We start from the raw sequence: 17,564 nt of genomic DNA, 5'->3' as shown, positions 1-17,564 counted from the left end.
ACTCCTTTACATATCTTGTAAATTACATTATACACGTATTATATATATTTTTATACAGTATGAGGTAAATTATTTAAGCTTAGGAATAAATTTAGGTAATATAATATTCAAAATTAGTATAGACTGTGGTCTTACACCATAGTTTATAATTATTTTGAGGTGATAAATATGAAACTTTTAACAGGTCAAGTTAGTAAAATTTTTAATATAAGCAAAGATACTTTAAGATATTATGACAAGATGGGACTCTTAAAGCCAGATATAAATAAGTCAAATGGATATAGATATTACTCACAAGAACATATTGATCAGTTAAATTTAATCCTAGCTACTAAGGACCTAGATATATCTTTAGCTGATATAAAAGAAACTATAGAAAGTGAAGAACTGTATAAATATAAAGAATTAGTAAATAAGCAAGAAAAACTAATAGAAGAAAAGATAGAGTCCTTAAAAAGAAAACAAAAACAATTAAAAAAATGGAACGAAATATTAGATATTGTAATAAATTTTGAAAATGAATATGACTTTAATAATATTAAAGTATACAGAGATACATACAGTTTTTATTTAATAAATTTAGATAAAATATTAGAAAAAGACTTTAATAAAGAGTATATAGGGTGCATAGATGAAGTATTAGAATGTATGAATGAAGAATGTTACTACACTATGTACAATTTGAATAATGGCAAAGGTATAGAAGAAGATGAAAGTAATATTCTTATAAAAGAAGATGAGAAAAATATTAGTATAATAAAAAAGTATATGGATAAGAACTTAAATTTAATACATAGAGAAATTAGTGGAGATTTTATTTGTGTAAAATTTTATGGGAATTCTGATGAACTAAATGATTATTTACTAAGGCTTAGTAAACACTTTAACAAAAAAGAAAATAATGAGGTATTTATAAAGTGTGGCTTTTATATACCTAAAAAGAATAACGATGAAAAATATTTTGTAGAAATTTTATTAAAAGTCTAAATCATAGTTGATTATATAGTAGAACCACACATTAGAATAAATTCATCAATAGATCTTAGGAGGTATATATTTTGAATCTAATTAAAAATAAAGTATTTTTAACAATACTTATAACAGATATAATACAGCAAATGGCTATATGGATAAGAAATATAGCTATAATGTTTTTTATAATGGATATAACAAATAGTGATCCATTAGCAATATCATCACTTAATTTTATAGAGTTTTTACCAATGTTTTTACTTACTTTTATAGGAGGAATAATAGCTGATAAGTATAATCCTAAAAAACTAATGATATGTGGAGATTTATTTAGTTTTATATCATTTATAATACTAGGCTTAGCGATATCTAAAGGATATATAATAGCTATATTTTTAGCAGTATTAGTTTCTGCTAGTGTTACACAATTTTCATATCCTGCATCACAAAAATATTTTAAGGAATATATAGATGAAGAATATATAGAAAATGCAGTTGGAATAAATCAACTTTTAAGCTCTGGATTTTTTGTTATAGGACCATTTATAGGATCTTACTTTTACTTTAATTTTGGAATAGGTAAAACATTAATAATATTATCAGGATTGTTTTTAGTATCCATTTTATTATTATTAACATTACCTAATAAGAGTTTTGAAAAAATAGAGAGTAGCGGTATACGTGAAGATATTAAGTTAACTTTTAAATATTTAAATGAAAAAGAGATACTAAAGTTGTTATCTAAAATATTTTTAATAGTAGCCTTTGCTATGGGAATAGCTAATAACCTAGATATATTCTTAGTAACGGAGAGGTTAGGCCTTAGCAAAGAGTTTTATCAGTTCTTTTCAGGGATAGCAGGAGTGGGAGTAATAGTTGGGGGTGGACTATATTTAGTCATATCTAAATATATGAATATGAAAATATTATATAGTCTTATAGGAGTGTTTGCTATAACAGTATTTTTTGAAGGATATTCAATAAACCCAGTATTTACTATGAGCCTTCAATTTATAGATAATATACTTGGTGGAATACTTAGTGGATATGTAATGGCGCTTATAACTAAAGTCACAGACCAAGAATATTTAGGTAAAATAAATGGATTAACATCAACACTTATGACATTAGGTATAATGGGAGGGACTCTTATATCAGGAATTATTATGAAATATTCATCTATAGTAGTTGCCTTTTTAGTAGCAAGTATATCATTTTTAATAAGTTTTATAATACTTTATAAAGGGGTTAACAAAGGATTATTAAAATAATAGGTTAGTGTTTAAAAGTAAATTAGAGTTATACATATAAAAATGAGCTATTTTAAATAGCTCATTTTTTAGTTAAATTAAAAATATTTTTCAGAATATAATTTTAAATCAAATATAGTTTTAACTATTTTAAGCTATATCCGTTAGTAGTTTTTTCTATAACACCATCTTTAAGCATTTTTCCAATAAGTATTTTAGATATATGAGAAGGATCTTTTATAACTAACTTGTCTTTAGAGTAAAATAAAGATGCTTTTAGATTTAAAATTTCATTTTCAATATCTTTTTTAGATAAAGTATTTTTAGTTTTAAAAGCTTTCATAACAGCTTTGTAAGATTTATTATAAAGTAAGTCTAGTAAATCATTAGGTTTATTTCTTTCTTTTATAATTCCCCAAGTATAAATAATTATTGTTGCAATTGCAAATAATAATATGTATATAATAATATCCATTATCTACCATCCTTTTTTAAAGAAATAAATTTATTATCTTTAAGTATAGTAAAATATGTAATCAATCTTTCATATAATGGCTCACAGTCTTTTCCAAATGAAGCTTTAACATATTTAGATATATCGTATATAGAACTTTCACCATCTATATTTTTCCATACACAGCTTCCTAGTTTGTCTAACTTTATGGAACTACTTTTTGGGACTTTAAATAAATTTTGAGCAATCTTATCAAATAATCCTTTTCTCGTGATTTCTAATGTAACTATCCCAAAGTTATCCTCAGACCAAGTTATTTTTGAGTTTTTGATAGGAATAAAGTCTAAGTAATTTTTATCATTTTTTTTCATAATACCACTCCTACAAATTTAGAATAAGCAACTTATTTATAATTAAAGAAATAAGTAGGAGAAAATTTCTCCTACTTAAGTATATGTTTATAGATTTTTTATATTCTATGATGTTTTACTCCTTTTATCTTTATAGGAGATAGTAAACTTAAATAGTGTAATTATTAGTATGATAAATGCTATAATAGAACCTATTTGACTTAAATTAACAGAAGTAGAAAGGTTTATAGTATCAGCAAGTGTTGATTCTCCAACATTTATTATTGCAAATATAGCAAGTAATACCCCAATTAGACCTTCACCTGCTATTAGACCTGAAGTATATAATATACCTCTATCAATTTGTTCTTTTCTATCATCTTCAGATACTTTCTTTCTCTTTTCAAAGAATAATCTAATAATACCACCAACCATTACGCCAGCACTTAAATGTATTGGAAGATATAGTCCAACTGCAAATGGTAGTACAGGTATTCCTATTATTTCAACAGCAACAGCTATTCCTGCACCAGCAAATATTAAAGTCCAAGGAAGATTTCCCTCCATAACACCTTCAACAACTAGTTTCATAAGAGTAGCTTGTGGTGCTGGTATTTCTTTTGAACCAAATCCCCAAGCTGCATTTAGTAAGTATAATACTGCACCTATAGTTATAGCAGAAATTAATACACCTATAAGCTCTCCATATTGTTGTTTCTTAGGAGTTGCACCAACAATATAACCTGTTTTTAAGTCCTGAGAAGCATCTCCAGCAATTGCAGCTATAATACATATTACAGAACCTATAGCTATAGCACCCATCATACCATCTTGGCCAACAAGTCCTGTTGATTTTAATACTATAGTACTTATTAAAAGTGTAGCAATAGCCATACCAGAAACTGGGTTATTACTACTTCCAACTATACCAACAAGTCTTGAAGATACTGTTGCAAAGAAGAAACCAAATACAGCAACTAAAAGTGCTCCAACTAAATTAACTGGAATAGAAGGAACTAGCCATATGGCTATAACTACTAATAAAGATCCAAATAAAACAACCTTCATAGACATATCTTGATCAGTTCTAAGTGAACTTTCAGATTTATCTAAATTAGAATAATCCTTCATAGCTTTTCTAAATGTATCTATTATAAGAGGCAGTGATTTTATTAAACTAATAATACCTCCACAAGCAACAGCTCCTGCACCAATATATCTTATGTAATTATCCCATATATCCCAAAATCCTAGTTCAGTTATAGGAACTGTAGCAGGATAAAGTGTCATATTGGCACCAAATAATGATATTAGTGGAATTAATGCTATCCAACCAACTATAGCACCAGCAAACATATATCCAGATATCTTAAATCCACATATATATCCAACTCCAAGTAATGCAGGTAATACGTCTATACCAAAGGCTCCATTATGATACCCAGGTATTTCCCATTCAATTTCTGTTGGGAATAGTTTTAAACCATCACCTATAAATTTGTATAAACCAGCTATACCAAGACCAGCAAATACTATAGATGCTTTAGATCCACCTTCTTCTCCAGCAAGTAAAACTTCTGCACAAGCAGTACCTTCTGGATAAGGTAATACACCATGTTCTTTTACAATAAGTGCTTTTCTTAGAGGTATCATAAATAATACTCCAAGTATACCACCACATAAAGCTATGATTGCAATTTTAATTAAGCTTGGACTTCCAAGTCCCCAATCTTTCATCCATATAAACATAGCAGGTAATGTAAATATAGCACCAGCGGCCAAAGATTCTCCAGCTGAACCTATTGTTTGCACTATATTATTTTCTAGTATAGAATCTCTTTTCAATATAACCCTTAAAACTCCCATTGATATAACAGCAGCAGGGATTGATGCACTAACTGTCATACCAACTCTAAGACCTAGATAAGCATTTGCAGCACCAAATATTACAGCTAATAAGCCCCCAAGAACTATTGATGTAACAGTAAACTCAGGAACTATTTTATTAGCAGGAATAAATGGCTTAAAATTGTTTTGATTATCCATAAATATTCCCCCTTTTGAGCCATACATTAATAACTCATTTTAATATTAATTTTTTATAATTCATATAAATTTATAAATATGTTATGCAATACTTTTATCATAAGTAAGGTTGGGATTAGGAAAAGATATCTATAGTAGAGTATATACATTTAGAAAATTTATATGAATAAAATTAAAACTATATAGATTAAATTTAAGTAGTTAAAACCTAAAGAAATATTACAATTTGATGATTCCTAAATTTTTCCACATGCTATTTTATAAGAATTCTAATTAAAATTATTGACAAGGTATTAATGCTAAAATATAATAATGATTATCAATATGAAATGAAAAGGAGAATTAATATGCGATTAGTTTATTCATTAATTTTTATAGTGGCTTTAGCGCTAATTTTTACATCTAGCATAAGAAAACATTCGAGGTTATTTTATTTAATAGCTTCAATAATAGCCACATCAACAGTAATTTATGAAATGTTTAGATTAACCTCAGATATAAAATTACAAGGATTTATAGGTGAATTTGAAAAAGCATCTATGAAGGGGAATTTTTCAATAGCATTTTTTATATTAGTAATGTTTGCAGGAGCACTTAACCCAAGGTGGAAAATAACGAAAAAATTGTTAGGAATAAGAGCAGAGGCTTCGATTTTAGGATCTATACTAATATTTCCTCATTGTATAATGTATTTAGTACGTTTTATAGTGAAATTACTTAATTATAAGCCTATAACTACACTTTATATTATATATTTAATTGTTGGTTTAATAGCATTTATAATAATGATTCCATTGTTTATAACGTCTCTCAAAAAAGTAAGAGTTAAAATGCAGTATTTAGAGTGGAAAAAGTTACAAAGATGGGCTTATCCATTTTATGTATTAGTTTATGTACATATAGTACTTTCAATTTTAAATGATGATAAAGTTGATATATTAAAATTAAGTATATATAGTATATTATTTATTGGATACTTTGTATTGAAATTGATAAAGGCCTTAAAAAATAATAAAATTTTATTAAAAAAATAGATACTTTTCAAATAAAATTAAAGTAATAATAGATGTTAAGTATTTTTTATAAGTTATTATTAGATAGATTATTAAAAAGTTCAAAAAAATATGTATTATAATACTTTCTAGTATGTTTACTAGGAAGTATTTTTAGTTTTAAAAAAGTTAATAGGGGTATATGATTTATACATAGGTAGATTTTATGTTAAATTATAAGGATTAGAAATTTTAGGAGGTACAGATGATAAAATTAATTGCATCTGATATGGATGGAACCTTATTAAATTCAAAGAAAAAGATAAACAACGAATTTTATACGATATTAAAACAATTAAAAGAAGATAATATAATATTTACAGCGATAAGTGGAAGAGATATATTTTCTCTAAAGAAAGTATTTAAAGATATAGATGAAGATATTGTATTTGCAGCAAACAATGGAAACTATATAGAATATAAAGGTAAAGTTATTTTTGAGAACTATATACAAAAAGATAAGTTAAAAAATATAGCAATAGTTGTAAGAAAATTTTTTAAGCACAATACACTTTATTGTGGAAAAGATATTATATACAGCGAAAGTAAAGTTGCTAAGTTCATAGGGATTCTATGGGGGCTTAATATAAAATATACTAAAGATATTATGAAAATAAAGGATAATATTATAAAAGTTACGGTTTTTGGAAAACCAAGTGATATTAATAAAAATCGCGAGAAACTTAAAATTTTAAATAATGAGTTTATGGTAACTATATCTGGGAGATTTTCTATTGATATATGTAGATATGGTGGAAATAAGAAAAATGGAATAGAAATAATTAAAAATAAATTTAATATAAAATATGATGAAACTATGGTATTTGGCGATAATATGAATGATTTAGAAATGATGGCATCTGCATATTATAGTTTTGCAATGGAGAATGCTAAAGATAAAGTAAAGTCTAATGCAAGATTCATAGCTAAATCTAATGATGACAACGGAGTAGTTGAAGCCATAAAAGAAGTGGCTTTAGTTAATGAAAAGGCTAAATTGTAAATAAAAAAGGTGTTATCTCAGCAAATAATAGAGATAACACCTTTTATTATGATATGTAATATTTATTTACTAAGGAGCTTTTGTTTTTAAGCATAAGTTTAAATCTAATATCAAAAAAGCTTATTACAGCTATACTAGATAATATGGATATACAAGAAGATATCAATATAGCTCTTTTTGAAATATCAATTAAAATCATATTATTTATAAATGCAACTTCAGATACAAAGATAGACATTGTAAAACCAACACCTGCAATTAATGATACCAAAAATACAGACAACCAACTTATACTAGAAGGCTTTTCAGAAATTCTAAAAGTACAACCAATAAAACTAAAAAGCACTATTCCTAAAGGTTTCCCTAAACAAAGTCCTAAAATTATACCATAGACTAAAGAATTCGTATCAGAAGTACCTATACTGGAAGTAATAGAAATACCTGTATTAGCAAATGCGAAAAGTGGTATTATAAATAAACTATTAAAAGGAACTAAAATCCTTTGAAGTTGTTCTAAGGTATTGTATCCATTATTATTACGTGAAGGAATTGTGAGAGCTAATAATATCCCACTTATTGTACAGTGAACTCCACTTAAATAAATGAAATACCACAAAAACAAACCAGATACAAGGTAATAATATATGCTGTAAATATTAAATACTTTATTTGCTATAATAAGCAAAAGTACAATTGAAAGTGCTATAGATAAATAGATTAAATTTATATCCAATGAGTAAACTACACCTATAGCTAGTATAGAAATCAAATCATCCACGACTGCTAGGGAAAGTAAAAATACTTTAAGTGATGGATTAAGTTTTTTAGAAAATAGTAAAAATATACCTACTGCAAAGGCTATGTCTGTAGATATAGGTATACAAAATCCACTTAAAAAAGCAGTGTTTTTATTTAAATATATAAATATAGCTGCGGGAACAATAACACCGCCGATAGAAGCTATAACTGGAAAAGATGCCTTTTTAAAAGAGCATAAATTTCCATAAAGTATTTCGTGTTTTATCTCAAGACCTGCTACTAGAAAAAAAATAGCCATTAAAAAATCATTTACAAACATATGAAATGAAAAATTATTTACTATACAAATATCTTTAAATATAAACTCATAAATACTTCTTAAAGGAGTATTGTACATAAAAAGAGCACACATAGTAGCTAAAATTAAAAGTAAACTTGTTAGTACTTCTAATTTTAAAGACTTTTTATAGGTTCTTAATAATCTCAATATATCACCAACTAACTTTAAATTTTTAAACAAGCATATAATAAATCTATGAATAGTGATACATAAATATGAGTCTATAATATTATTAAGTTATCAATATTATCATGAATAATATAAACCTAAAATATAAAAAATTAAATTTTATTTATGTTGAATTATACAACTATTTATTGTAAAATTAAATTTGTCAGTTAGTCATGGATAAGTCAAAAAGACTAGACAAAAGACTAGACAGAAAACTATAATAAACCGTATAAATATTAAAAATACTAGATAGTTTAAAGTTATCTAGGACTTGTTCGAGAACTCCAAGTATAAAAAACTAGGGATTTATATAGTGGCAGTATATAGACGTATCCTAGATACGCTTTTTTAATGCACTAAATAAAAGCGTATAGTTCTCCATTAAATGTTTATGGAGGAGATTAAAATGAAAAAAAGAAAAGTAATAATTGATTGTGATCCAGGAATTGACGATTCATTAGCAATACTTCTAGCATTAAATTCACCAGAATTAGAAGTATTAGGGATTACCGTATGTAGTGGAAATGTACCTGCAAACTTAGGAGCAAAAAATGCTCTAAAAGCACTTCAAATGTGTTCTTCGCTAGATGTACCTGTATATATAGGAGAAGAGCTACCTTTAAAAAAAGAACTTATAACAGCACAAGATACTCATGGAGAAGATGGTATAGGAGAAAATTTTTATGAAGAAGTTGATGCTAAAATTTTACATGGTGGAGTAGACTTTATAATAGATACTTTAAATAGAAATAAAGACGTATCTATTATAGCATTAGGTCCGCTTACCAATATAGCTAAAGCATTAATTAAAGATAAGAAAGCCTTCGATAACTTAGATGAGTTTGTTTCCATGGGAGGAACTTACAAAAGTCATGGGAACTGTTCACCAGTAGCAGAATTTAATTATTGGGTAGATCCACATGCTGCTGAATATGTTTATAAAAACTTACCTAAAAAAATTCATATGATAGGACTTGATGTAACTAGAAAAATAGTATTAACACCAAATATTATTGAATTTATAAACAAACTAGATAAAGATGTATCTAAATATATAACAGAAATAACTAGATTTTATATAGATTTTCATTGGAATCAAGAAGGCATAATAGGTTGTGTAATAAATGATCCATTAGCAGTCGCATATTTTATAGACAGAAATCTATGCAACGGATTTGATTCTTACGTTGAAATAGTAGAAGAAGGAAAAGCCATAGGTCAAACTATAGTAGATGCATATGATTTTTATAAAAAGAAACATAATGCACATATACTGACAGAAGTAGATGCAAAAGCTTTTATGAAGATGTTTATAAAAAATATATTTAAGGATAAAGGTAATATTATAGACTCTATAAAAGGAGTGATATAATATGGAAAAGAAATTAAACGTTAGAAACTTAACTTTAATAAGCTTTGGAATAGCTTTAAATGTAGTAGGAGCATTTATAGCCTATTCTTTAAGACTTCCTATATATATGGACTCTATAGGAACAATATTTATAGCCTGTTTACTTGGACCTAAATATGCCGTAATAACAGGTCTATGTGGAAGCTTAGTAAGTGGAATGACTTTTGATATATATTCAATATACTTTGCTCCTGTTCAAATAAGTACAGGGTATTTAGCTGGTTTGATGTATAAAAAAGGATTCTTAAAAGGTATAAAAACTCCTCTTGGAGTGTTTATATTCACATTACCAACATCTATAATAAGTGCCATGATAAGTGCATTTTTATTTGGAGGTATAACATCATCGGGTTCATCATATATTGTTCAAGTACTAAGTGTAATTGGAGTTCCAGATGTATTAAGTGTATTTATAACACAAATATTTACAGATTATGCTGATAAATTTGTGGCAGTACTATTAATAGGGGGTTGTGTTAATGCACTTCCTAGAAATGTAAAATCACAAATATTATTAAATAGATAAAATTCATAATAACTAATTTTTATAAATTTAAATTAAACATAGATTGGAATATATCAAATTAGGTATTATATTATGTATAATACCTAATTTATTATAAAGGAGAAAAAATGGACAGATATAGTGAAATAACTAATAAAAACCAAAGAGAAATAGTACTACTTAAAAGTTTTCCATGCGTATGGGGAAAATGTAGTTTCTGTGATTATATATTAGATAACTCAAAATCAGAAGAGGAAATAAATAAATTAAATTTTAAAGTACTTGAAAATATAACAGGAAAATACAAAGTTTTAGAAGTTATAAACTCAGGAAGTTGTTTTGAACTTCCGAAAGCTACACTTGATAAAATAAAAGATATAATAAAAGACAAAAATATTGAAAAACTATTTTTAGAAAGTCATTGGTCATATAAAAATAAAATACAAGATATGAGAGAATATTTTGAAATACCTATAACTTTTAAAATAGGTGTAGAAAGTTTTGATTATGACTTTAGAAATAATTTTCTAAATAAAAATGCTAAATTTAAAAGTGTAGAAGAACTTAAAACTTATTTTGATTCTCCATGCATGATGGTAGGTATAAAAGGTCAGACAAAAGAAATGATAGATAAAGATATGGATATAGTTTTAAATAATTTTGATCATGCTACTATAAATGTTTTTGTAAATAATACATCAGATATTAAAAGAGATGATGAGATAGTTAATTGGTTTGTAGATAAATATAAAGACTTACTAGATAAAAATCCTAATATAGAAGTATTATATAATAATACTGATTTTGGAGTAGGAGAATAAAAAGCTAGCTTAAATTTTTAAGCTAGCTTTTTAAATGTAGATTTGTCTTATAATTTTTATGATGAGTAACACTCTGAAGAATTTATACTATTAACTTTTTTATGATAGTCAATAAATAACGGTATAGATGCTGCAAGCCAAGCCATAGGACCTGCTAAACAAATACCAGTATAACCAATAGCTAAAGGTAATGTAAATGCAACAATAGTTCTGGCAAGTAATTCGTAAACACCAGCCATCATAGGCACGAAAGTATATCCCATACCCTGAAGTGCATTTCTGTATATAAATATTAAGCTAAGAGGTATAAAGAAGAAAGAAACTGTAGTTAGATATTTAGTAGCGTATGATATTACATTTGGATCTGAATTTGATACAAATAGCTTAACAAAATATTCACCAAGTGTCATAAGTATAATTCCACCAATAACACCAATAGCTATATTTATTAATGTACACTTTTTAACTCCCTCTTTAATTCGTTCGATATTATTAGCACCAAGATTTTGAGCACAATAAGTTGCCATAGTAACACCAAATGTTACACTTGGCTGCATAACAAGTTGTTCAACCCTAGAAGCAGCAGTATATGCAGCAACAATAGTTGATCCAAATGAATTAACAGCACCCTGAAGTATTACTGCTCCGACAGCAGTTATTGAAAATTGAAGAGCCATTGGGATTCCTATATTTAAGTGTTTCTTATAAAAGTCTAAGTTGAAGCTAAAATGTCTTTTTTCAAGTCTTAATATAGGAAATTTTTTAGCAGTATAAATTAAGCATAGTATACCTGAAACTCCTTGGGAAATAACAGTAGCATAAGCAGCTCCTTTAACTCCCATAGAGAATTTAACTATAAACATCAAATCTAGTATTATATTTAAAATGGATGCAACAATTAAGAAATATAAAGGAGTTTTACTATCTCCAAGTGCACGAAGTATACTTGCAATTATATTATAGAAAAATGTAACAAATATACCTCCGTATATAATTATTATATATGAATAAGCTTCATCTATTATATCATGTGGAGTTTTCATTAAATTTAAAAGTGGTTTAGTAAAAAATATACTTAAAATAGTAATTATAATAGTCATAATTACAGACAGTACAATTGCACTACCTACGGCTTTTTTAACACCTTCTTCATCATTTGCTCCAAACCTTTGTGAAACTAATACGGAAAAACCAGATGCAAGGCCTAATATAAATCCTATTATTAAAAAAATCATAGAACTTGTTGATCCAACAGCTGCTAGAGCTTTAACACCTAAAAATCTTCCAACAATTATTGTATCTACCATACTATAGAATTGTTGAAAAATATTTCCTATAAGTAATGGTATAGAAAAATATAAAATTAATTTTACTGGATTACCAGTAGTCATATCTTTAGTCATAAACATTCCCCCCTTTTATGTAAGACATATCCATCAGCATATACTAACATTATTTAAAACCATATACAATAGATTATAAAAAAGTTATTAAAAATGATACTATATTTTTATTATATTACAATAGTATTTAATTTATTGTTACAGAACAATTCTATAAAACTTACATTTAAATAAAAATCATTAAGTATATATTTTTTTAATTAATTTTGAAAATAGGTTGACATGAAGTGTACATAAAGTGTATATATATAATATATACACTTTATGTACACTAAATATTAAGTAAGGAAGAGAGGTGTAAAATTGAATATAAATATAAGTAATACATCAACAATACCCTTGTATGAACAAATAAAAAGCCAGATACAAAATCAGATATTAGACTCAACATTAAAGCCAGGGGAAGGTCTCCCATCTATAAGAAATTTCGCAAAAGAATTAAAGGTTAGCATAATAACCATAAAAAGAGCCTATGAAGAACTTGAGAAAGAAGGATTTATAGAGACTGTTACAGGGCGAGGAACTTTTGTATCAACAAAAAATACAGATCGATTAAGAGAAATAGCTTTATATGAAATAGAAAATAAATTAGAGGATATTATAAGGCAAGTAAAATCAGTAGGTATAACATTAGAAGAAGGACTAGAAATATTTAAAAGTATATATGAAGAAATATAAGGAGGTATATTATGAATGCAATAGAGATTAGAAATTTGAAGAAAAATTTAGATACATTTAATTTATGTATAGATAATTTAGATATAAAAAAGGGATATATAACAGGGTTTATAGGTCCAAATGGATCAGGAAAAACTACCACAATAAAATTAATTATGAATATGATATTTAAAGATAGTGGTAGTATAAAAATATTTGGAAAAGAATATAAAAAAAATGATATAAATACAAAAGAATTAATAGGTTATATTGGTGATGTTCCTGGTTACTTAAATGAATCTAAACTTAAGGATATAAAAAAGTCAGTATCTTTTTTTTATAAGAATTGGGATGAATCATTGTATAGAAGATATATACAAAAATTTAAATTAGATGAAAATAAAATATATAAGAAACTTTCAAAGGGACAACAGAAAAAGTTTGAATTAACAATGGCGCTGTCTCATCATCCAAAACTTATAATAATGGATGAACCAACAGCAAATTTAGACCCTTTAGTCAGAAATGAATTTTTAGATATACTTCAAGAACATATAGAAAAAGAAGAAGCTACTGTATTTTATTCTACTCATATAACATCTGATTTAGATAAAGTCTCAGACTATTTAGTATTTATATATGATGGGAAAATAATACTAAGCGGAGATAAAGATAGCATATTAGAAAGACATAGTATGATAAGAGGTGGGAAAAATTTATTAGACAATGAAACTAAAAGAGCATTAGTAGCATTTAATGAAAATTCATTTGGATTTGAAGGATTAACATCAAATGTAAAACATGCATACGAAATATTTGGGGAAGAAGTTGTTTATGACAAAGTTAATTTAGAAGATATACTAATGTATTATACTAGGGGGTATTAATATGAATAATATAATGAATCTTACTAAAATGAGTTTAATAAATTTTAAAGCAATACTTAAGCAAGTTGGTATAATAATTATAATGTGGTTATTTGTATCAGCAATCAATCCTTCATTTATAGGTGCTTTATCTTCAATGATTACAATTGTTGGTGTACCACAGCTTATGTCTTATGAAGATGTAAGTGGTATAGATAATTTGATAGGAGTAATTCCTGTAAAAAGAAGTGAGTACGTTATATCGAGATATGTAATTGGTATTATAACAATGATATCATCAATGCTTATAGTAAGTGTTATATACCATATAATAGAAGTTGATATAAATTTAGATTTACTATTAACTACAGTAATATTATCATCTACATTAATTATTAGTATGTTAATTCCAACAATGATTAAATATGGTGCAATAAAGGGAAAATTCATAACTATGGCTATAACTTTAGCTACAATATTTTGTTCAATGCCAATTGTAGATATACTTCAAAATCCTTCAAAACAGCTAAAAAATATAATAGACTATATAAATAATATAAATCCTTTAATAGTATCAATAATTATAAGTATTTTAACTATTTTAATATCTATGATAATATCCATAAAGATATATGATAAAAAAGAGTTCAAATAATTTGAATTAATAAAAAGAGCCTGTATTAAATTTCTAAATAAGGGCTCTTTTTATATTATTATATTTACTACAATTATAGTTTTTTTCATATTTTAGTTGACTGTATATATTAATTCATTATTTGTAGAAACGCTCCATTATTCAAATTCTCTTATATTATTGAAAGATATAGTTGAGATTAATAAGAAAAAAGGAGCATATAAAAAAACATATATTCAAAGTGAATTAATAGTATGATATATTATATAAGTATTAAAAATATACAAACATATTTTAAATTAAATTTGATTTTTAGCATAACAAAGATTTGACGAATTAGTATAGAAAGGACATAAATATGCAAGCTATAAGAATAAAACCAGAAGAGTTTAGATTAGAAAATTTTATAAATTATTATAAGGATAATTGTGATGAATTATTATATGATTATCCAGATTATGTATCAAGAGTATGTTTGATAGATAGAGACTATATGGATGTAATAACTTTTGATGAAGATTATGAAGATATAAATGATGCAAGTGATTATGCTAATTTATTGTTAGGAGAAGAGTATGCACTCCATTTTGCTATAGGTAAGACTAATGAAGATTTAGATAAGGTAGAATTTTTAGATGGAAAGATATATAATTTAAGAAGTTATGGTGATGATGAGTATGAGGATTATAATATAAGAGACATTGGGGACTTTAGACTAGATTTAAATAACCTAGTAGGTTTAACACTTGACTTTGACTATGAAGACAAAGAAATCGTAATATCAAACGTAAACTTTGAACATGGAGGTGAATTAGCTACACCTAGGATAATAGAAGTAGAAGATAGTGGAGACTTAGAAAAAGTAATCGTTAATTTTATAGAAAGATTTATAATAAAAGAATAATTCACTATACCATAAATTTTTATAAAGTTTTAAGGTTTATTTAAGATTTAATTAAGTTGCAGTTTATATACTTTATTATGCATATATATTAATATATATACATAATAGGAGGGAAACATATGGAATCAAGATTTGAAGGTGGATTACTAGGACTTATTGGAGTTAATATATTAGCTTGGTTAATAACTGCTTTTACGTTAGGATTAGCCACACCGTGGGCTATGTGCATAAAATATAGATGGGAAGCCGAAAATACGGTAATAGAAGGAAGAAGGCTCGAATTTAAAGGTACTGGATCTAGCTTATTTTTTAACTATATAAAATGGCTAGTATTAACTATAATAACTCTTGGTATATATGGTTTTTGGTTATATATAAAATTATTACAATGGAAAACTGAAAATACTGTATTTAAAGATTAATAAAAGTTATATAAGACCGTCTTACAGTAAGTTTTGTTATTAGCTAGACTTATTTTAAGATGGTCTTTTTGTATTTTTGGATACTATTTAAATAATTTAAGATTTATTTAATGTTGGGTTTATTATTTTTTAAGATATAGTATATATAATATGTTTATAATATTAAATGAAACGGACATGGAGGAAATTGAGAATGAAGAAAATAATAGTATTTTTAATGTTGGCAACTATATTGACAGGATGTAGTATGGATATAAAAATCCATAAGTTTAATAGCTATAAAGATGCTAAAGATATAATAGAAAGAGGTTGGATTCCTGAAAATATCCCAACTAATGCTACCAATATACAAGAAGTTCATAACTTAGATTCCAATAAAGCAAATGGAAGATTTATAATACCAAAAGATGAAACAGATAAATTTATACAAACATTAGAAAAGGTAGATAAAAAAAGTGTACTAGATGATAAGTTTATAGAAACTAAATGGTTTAATGAAAAAGATATAAAAGAAAAAATCAAAAATAATAAGCTTACTGTAGGGACAAAAGACGATAATATATATGCAGTAAGTAAAAATGGCGATGTTTACTACTGGGCTAAGTAGCTATGTAAAGTATGGCTTTAAATTAATTCTTAGAAAATAAATCAATATGAAACTTTTTATATAATAATATTAATACTAAAAAGATGTGCAAAATATAATTATTTTACACATCTTTTTTATATTCATTTTAATATAGTAGTAATTACTATAAAAACTAAGTTTACAGATAAACAATTATATGCTGTTCATCTGTTGCCATAAATACTAGTAAATCTAATTATTATAGATATTTTCTACAATAACTATTGTTTAAAAATAGACTCATAGTTATAATAAACATATATTTTAAATTAAGGAGCAAAACTATGAAACAATTTTTATCAAAAGACAAATTATCAATACATACATCACCATTATGTGATGTTCTTATAAAAAGTAGTGGCTATGAAAGTTTAGACAAAAACATAGCTGAAAGTAATATCGAATTTGAACCTCAAAAAACTTATGAAATAGCATCTAGTAACTTCTTTGATTTTAATCAACATTTGTATGAAGATATAAATCATATGAATTCTATAAGTGCAGGTATATATTGTGAAATGGCATTAATAACATTTAGAATATTTATATGGGGATCAAAAGGTGAGGGATTTGAAATATTTAAGCATGTTTTAAGAGGCGAAGAAATAGATAGGTTAAAAAGCAAAGAAGATATAAAGGAGTATATCGTAAAACATTTAGAAGAATTAGAAAAAGGCATAATAGAAACTTATCAGTTAGATTGTATGAAAAGCTTTGAAGAGTTTGGTAAATCAATAGAAACTAGACAAATATTATTAACATCAATATTAAAAAATTTAAGCATAGAAAATAACTTAAAAGACTTTAGAAAATAAAACCCATTTAATGGGTTTTTTTATTTACATTACATATATTATTTTTAACTTAAATTTAAAAAACTTAACATAATAGGATTTAATCAACTTTTATTTAACAT

The 17,564-nt window shown here is 25.8% G+C and carries 19 protein-coding genes and 1 riboswitch; of the genes, 14 read left to right on the top strand and 5 right to left on the bottom strand.

Going from position 1 to position 17,564, the window contains the following annotated elements; all coding sequences use genetic code 11:
- The first annotated feature begins 168 nt into the window (after positions 1-168).
- Together I2H23_RS15230 and I2H23_RS04380 are read left to right on the top strand one after the other, a co-directional pair.
- A complete protein-coding gene (locus I2H23_RS15230) occupies positions 169-987 on the top strand; it encodes a MerR family transcriptional regulator (RefSeq protein ID WP_207741688.1) in 819 nt (272 codons plus the stop codon).
- A gap of 71 nt (positions 988-1,058) precedes the next feature.
- Positions 1,059-2,243: an MFS transporter gene (locus I2H23_RS04380; protein WP_195581122.1), complete on the top strand. Its 1,185-nt coding sequence runs from the start codon at positions 1,059-1,061 to the stop codon at positions 2,241-2,243.
- Between the two features lie 124 nt (positions 2,244-2,367).
- Here I2H23_RS04380 and I2H23_RS04375 read toward each other — a convergent pair whose 3' ends face one another.
- From I2H23_RS04375 to I2H23_RS04365, 3 genes are all read right to left on the bottom strand, one after another.
- The gene (locus tag I2H23_RS04375; RefSeq protein ID WP_092925758.1) at positions 2,368-2,697 is read right to left on the bottom strand and encodes a hypothetical protein; all 330 of its coding nucleotides are present in this window, start codon (positions 2,695-2,697) and stop codon (positions 2,368-2,370) included.
- Positions 2,697-3,047, bottom strand: a complete 351-nt coding sequence (locus I2H23_RS04370; RefSeq protein WP_092925760.1) for a PqqD family protein — start codon at positions 3,045-3,047, stop codon at positions 2,697-2,699. Before I2H23_RS04370 ends, I2H23_RS04375 begins: the two co-directional genes overlap by 1 nt.
- 105 nt (positions 3,048-3,152) lie before the next feature.
- Positions 3,153-5,072 (bottom strand): OPT family oligopeptide transporter, encoded by a 1,920-nt coding sequence (locus tag I2H23_RS04365; RefSeq protein ID WP_195581121.1) that lies wholly within the window; start codon positions 5,070-5,072, stop codon positions 3,153-3,155.
- Positions 5,073-5,419: 347 nt separating this feature from the next.
- On the opposite strand from I2H23_RS04365, the gene I2H23_RS04360 reads away from it, so the two are divergent.
- Both I2H23_RS04360 and I2H23_RS04355 read left to right on the top strand, forming a co-directional pair.
- On the top strand, positions 5,420-6,106 hold the full coding sequence (locus I2H23_RS04360; RefSeq protein WP_195581120.1) for a ferric reductase-like transmembrane domain-containing protein: 687 nt from the start codon (positions 5,420-5,422) through the stop codon (positions 6,104-6,106).
- A gap of 223 nt (positions 6,107-6,329) precedes the next feature.
- Positions 6,330-7,127: an HAD family hydrolase gene (locus I2H23_RS04355; RefSeq protein ID WP_092925766.1), complete on the top strand. Its 798-nt coding sequence runs from the start codon at positions 6,330-6,332 to the stop codon at positions 7,125-7,127.
- A gap of 46 nt (positions 7,128-7,173) precedes the next feature.
- On the opposite strand, the gene nhaA is transcribed toward I2H23_RS04355, so the two are convergent.
- Positions 7,174-8,373 (bottom strand): Na+/H+ antiporter NhaA, encoded by a 1,200-nt coding sequence (nhaA, locus tag I2H23_RS04350; protein ID WP_243248186.1) that lies wholly within the window; start codon positions 8,371-8,373, stop codon positions 7,174-7,176.
- 288 nt (positions 8,374-8,661) lie between these two features.
- Positions 8,662-8,705, top strand: a riboswitch (PreQ1 riboswitch).
- A 98-nt stretch (positions 8,706-8,803) separates the two neighbouring features.
- Between nhaA and I2H23_RS04345 the strand changes: the two genes are divergently transcribed.
- From I2H23_RS04345 to I2H23_RS04335, 3 genes are all read left to right on the top strand, one after another.
- Entirely contained in the window at positions 8,804-9,769 is a 966-nt protein-coding gene (locus I2H23_RS04345) for a nucleoside hydrolase (protein WP_092925768.1), read from the top strand.
- 1 nt (position 9,770) lies between these two features.
- On the top strand, positions 9,771-10,334 hold the full coding sequence (locus I2H23_RS04340) for an ECF transporter S component (RefSeq protein WP_092925770.1): 564 nt from the start codon (positions 9,771-9,773) through the stop codon (positions 10,332-10,334).
- Between the two features lie 107 nt (positions 10,335-10,441).
- Entirely contained in the window at positions 10,442-11,134 is a 693-nt protein-coding gene (locus I2H23_RS04335) for a radical SAM protein (RefSeq protein ID WP_092925772.1), read from the top strand.
- 56 nt (positions 11,135-11,190) lie between these two features.
- Here the strand turns inward: I2H23_RS04335 and I2H23_RS04330 are convergent, their stop codons facing one another.
- The gene (locus I2H23_RS04330) at positions 11,191-12,537 is read right to left on the bottom strand and encodes an MATE family efflux transporter (protein WP_092925774.1); all 1,347 of its coding nucleotides are present in this window, start codon (positions 12,535-12,537) and stop codon (positions 11,191-11,193) included.
- A gap of 303 nt (positions 12,538-12,840) precedes the next feature.
- Here I2H23_RS04330 and I2H23_RS04325 point away from each other — a divergent pair, with 303 nt between their 5' ends.
- The 7 genes from I2H23_RS04325 to I2H23_RS04295 all read left to right on the top strand — a co-directional run bounded on the left by I2H23_RS04325 (position 12,841) and on the right by I2H23_RS04295 (position 17,463).
- Positions 12,841-13,215, top strand: a complete 375-nt coding sequence (locus I2H23_RS04325; RefSeq protein WP_092925776.1) for a GntR family transcriptional regulator — start codon at positions 12,841-12,843, stop codon at positions 13,213-13,215.
- 11 nt (positions 13,216-13,226) lie between these two features.
- Positions 13,227-14,081 (top strand): ABC transporter ATP-binding protein, encoded by an 855-nt coding sequence (locus tag I2H23_RS04320; RefSeq protein ID WP_195237766.1) that lies wholly within the window; start codon positions 13,227-13,229, stop codon positions 14,079-14,081.
- Between the two features lies 1 nt (position 14,082).
- Complete coding sequence (locus tag I2H23_RS04315) at positions 14,083-14,715, top strand: ABC-2 transporter permease (RefSeq protein ID WP_166505409.1); 633 nt, start codon at positions 14,083-14,085, stop codon at positions 14,713-14,715.
- Between the two features lie 337 nt (positions 14,716-15,052).
- A complete protein-coding gene (locus tag I2H23_RS04310; protein WP_195581119.1) occupies positions 15,053-15,598 on the top strand; it encodes a hypothetical protein in 546 nt (181 codons plus the stop codon).
- 119 nt (positions 15,599-15,717) lie between these two features.
- Positions 15,718-16,020, top strand: a complete 303-nt coding sequence (locus I2H23_RS04305; RefSeq protein ID WP_092925782.1) for a DUF898 family protein — start codon at positions 15,718-15,720, stop codon at positions 16,018-16,020.
- Positions 16,021-16,213: 193 nt separating this feature from the next.
- Entirely contained in the window at positions 16,214-16,627 is a 414-nt protein-coding gene (locus I2H23_RS04300; RefSeq protein WP_166505408.1) for a membrane lipoprotein lipid attachment site-containing protein, read from the top strand.
- Between the two features lie 305 nt (positions 16,628-16,932).
- Positions 16,933-17,463, top strand: a complete 531-nt coding sequence (locus tag I2H23_RS04295) for a hypothetical protein (RefSeq protein WP_092925786.1) — start codon at positions 16,933-16,935, stop codon at positions 17,461-17,463.
- Positions 17,464-17,564: the final 101 nt, after the last annotated feature.

Source organism: Romboutsia sp. BSD2780061687b_171204_C1, assembly GCF_015560225.1.
GTDB lineage: Bacteria > Bacillota > Clostridia > Peptostreptococcales > Peptostreptococcaceae > Romboutsia_C > Romboutsia_C hominis.
This window is presented reverse-complemented; position numbering and strand designations above follow the sequence as displayed.

Coding starts and splice junctions, on each gene's coding strand:
- I2H23_RS15230 (WP_207741688.1), top strand. CDS start 169: ATGAAACTTTTAACAGGTCAAGTTAGTAAAATTTTTAATATAAGCAAA.
- I2H23_RS04375 (WP_092925758.1), bottom strand. CDS start 2,697: ATGGATATTATTATATACATATTATTATTTGCAATTGCAACAATAATT.
- I2H23_RS04370 (WP_092925760.1), bottom strand. CDS start 3,047: ATGAAAAAAAATGATAAAAATTACTTAGACTTTATTCCTATCAAAAAC.
- I2H23_RS04365 (WP_195581121.1), bottom strand. CDS start 5,072: ATGGATAATCAAAACAATTTTAAGCCATTTATTCCTGCTAATAAAATA.
- I2H23_RS04360 (WP_195581120.1), top strand. CDS start 5,420: ATGCGATTAGTTTATTCATTAATTTTTATAGTGGCTTTAGCGCTAATT.
- I2H23_RS04355 (WP_092925766.1), top strand. CDS start 6,330: ATGATAAAATTAATTGCATCTGATATGGATGGAACCTTATTAAATTCA.
- I2H23_RS04345 (WP_092925768.1), top strand. CDS start 8,804: ATGAAAAAAAGAAAAGTAATAATTGATTGTGATCCAGGAATTGACGAT.
- I2H23_RS04340 (WP_092925770.1), top strand. CDS start 9,771: ATGGAAAAGAAATTAAACGTTAGAAACTTAACTTTAATAAGCTTTGGA.
- I2H23_RS04335 (WP_092925772.1), top strand. CDS start 10,442: ATGGACAGATATAGTGAAATAACTAATAAAAACCAAAGAGAAATAGTA.
- I2H23_RS04330 (WP_092925774.1), bottom strand. CDS start 12,537: ATGACTAAAGATATGACTACTGGTAATCCAGTAAAATTAATTTTATAT.
- I2H23_RS04320 (WP_195237766.1), top strand. CDS start 13,227: ATGAATGCAATAGAGATTAGAAATTTGAAGAAAAATTTAGATACATTT.
- I2H23_RS04315 (WP_166505409.1), top strand. CDS start 14,083: ATGAATAATATAATGAATCTTACTAAAATGAGTTTAATAAATTTTAAA.
- I2H23_RS04310 (WP_195581119.1), top strand. CDS start 15,053: ATGCAAGCTATAAGAATAAAACCAGAAGAGTTTAGATTAGAAAATTTT.
- I2H23_RS04305 (WP_092925782.1), top strand. CDS start 15,718: ATGGAATCAAGATTTGAAGGTGGATTACTAGGACTTATTGGAGTTAAT.
- I2H23_RS04300 (WP_166505408.1), top strand. CDS start 16,214: ATGAAGAAAATAATAGTATTTTTAATGTTGGCAACTATATTGACAGGA.
- I2H23_RS04295 (WP_092925786.1), top strand. CDS start 16,933: ATGAAACAATTTTTATCAAAAGACAAATTATCAATACATACATCACCA.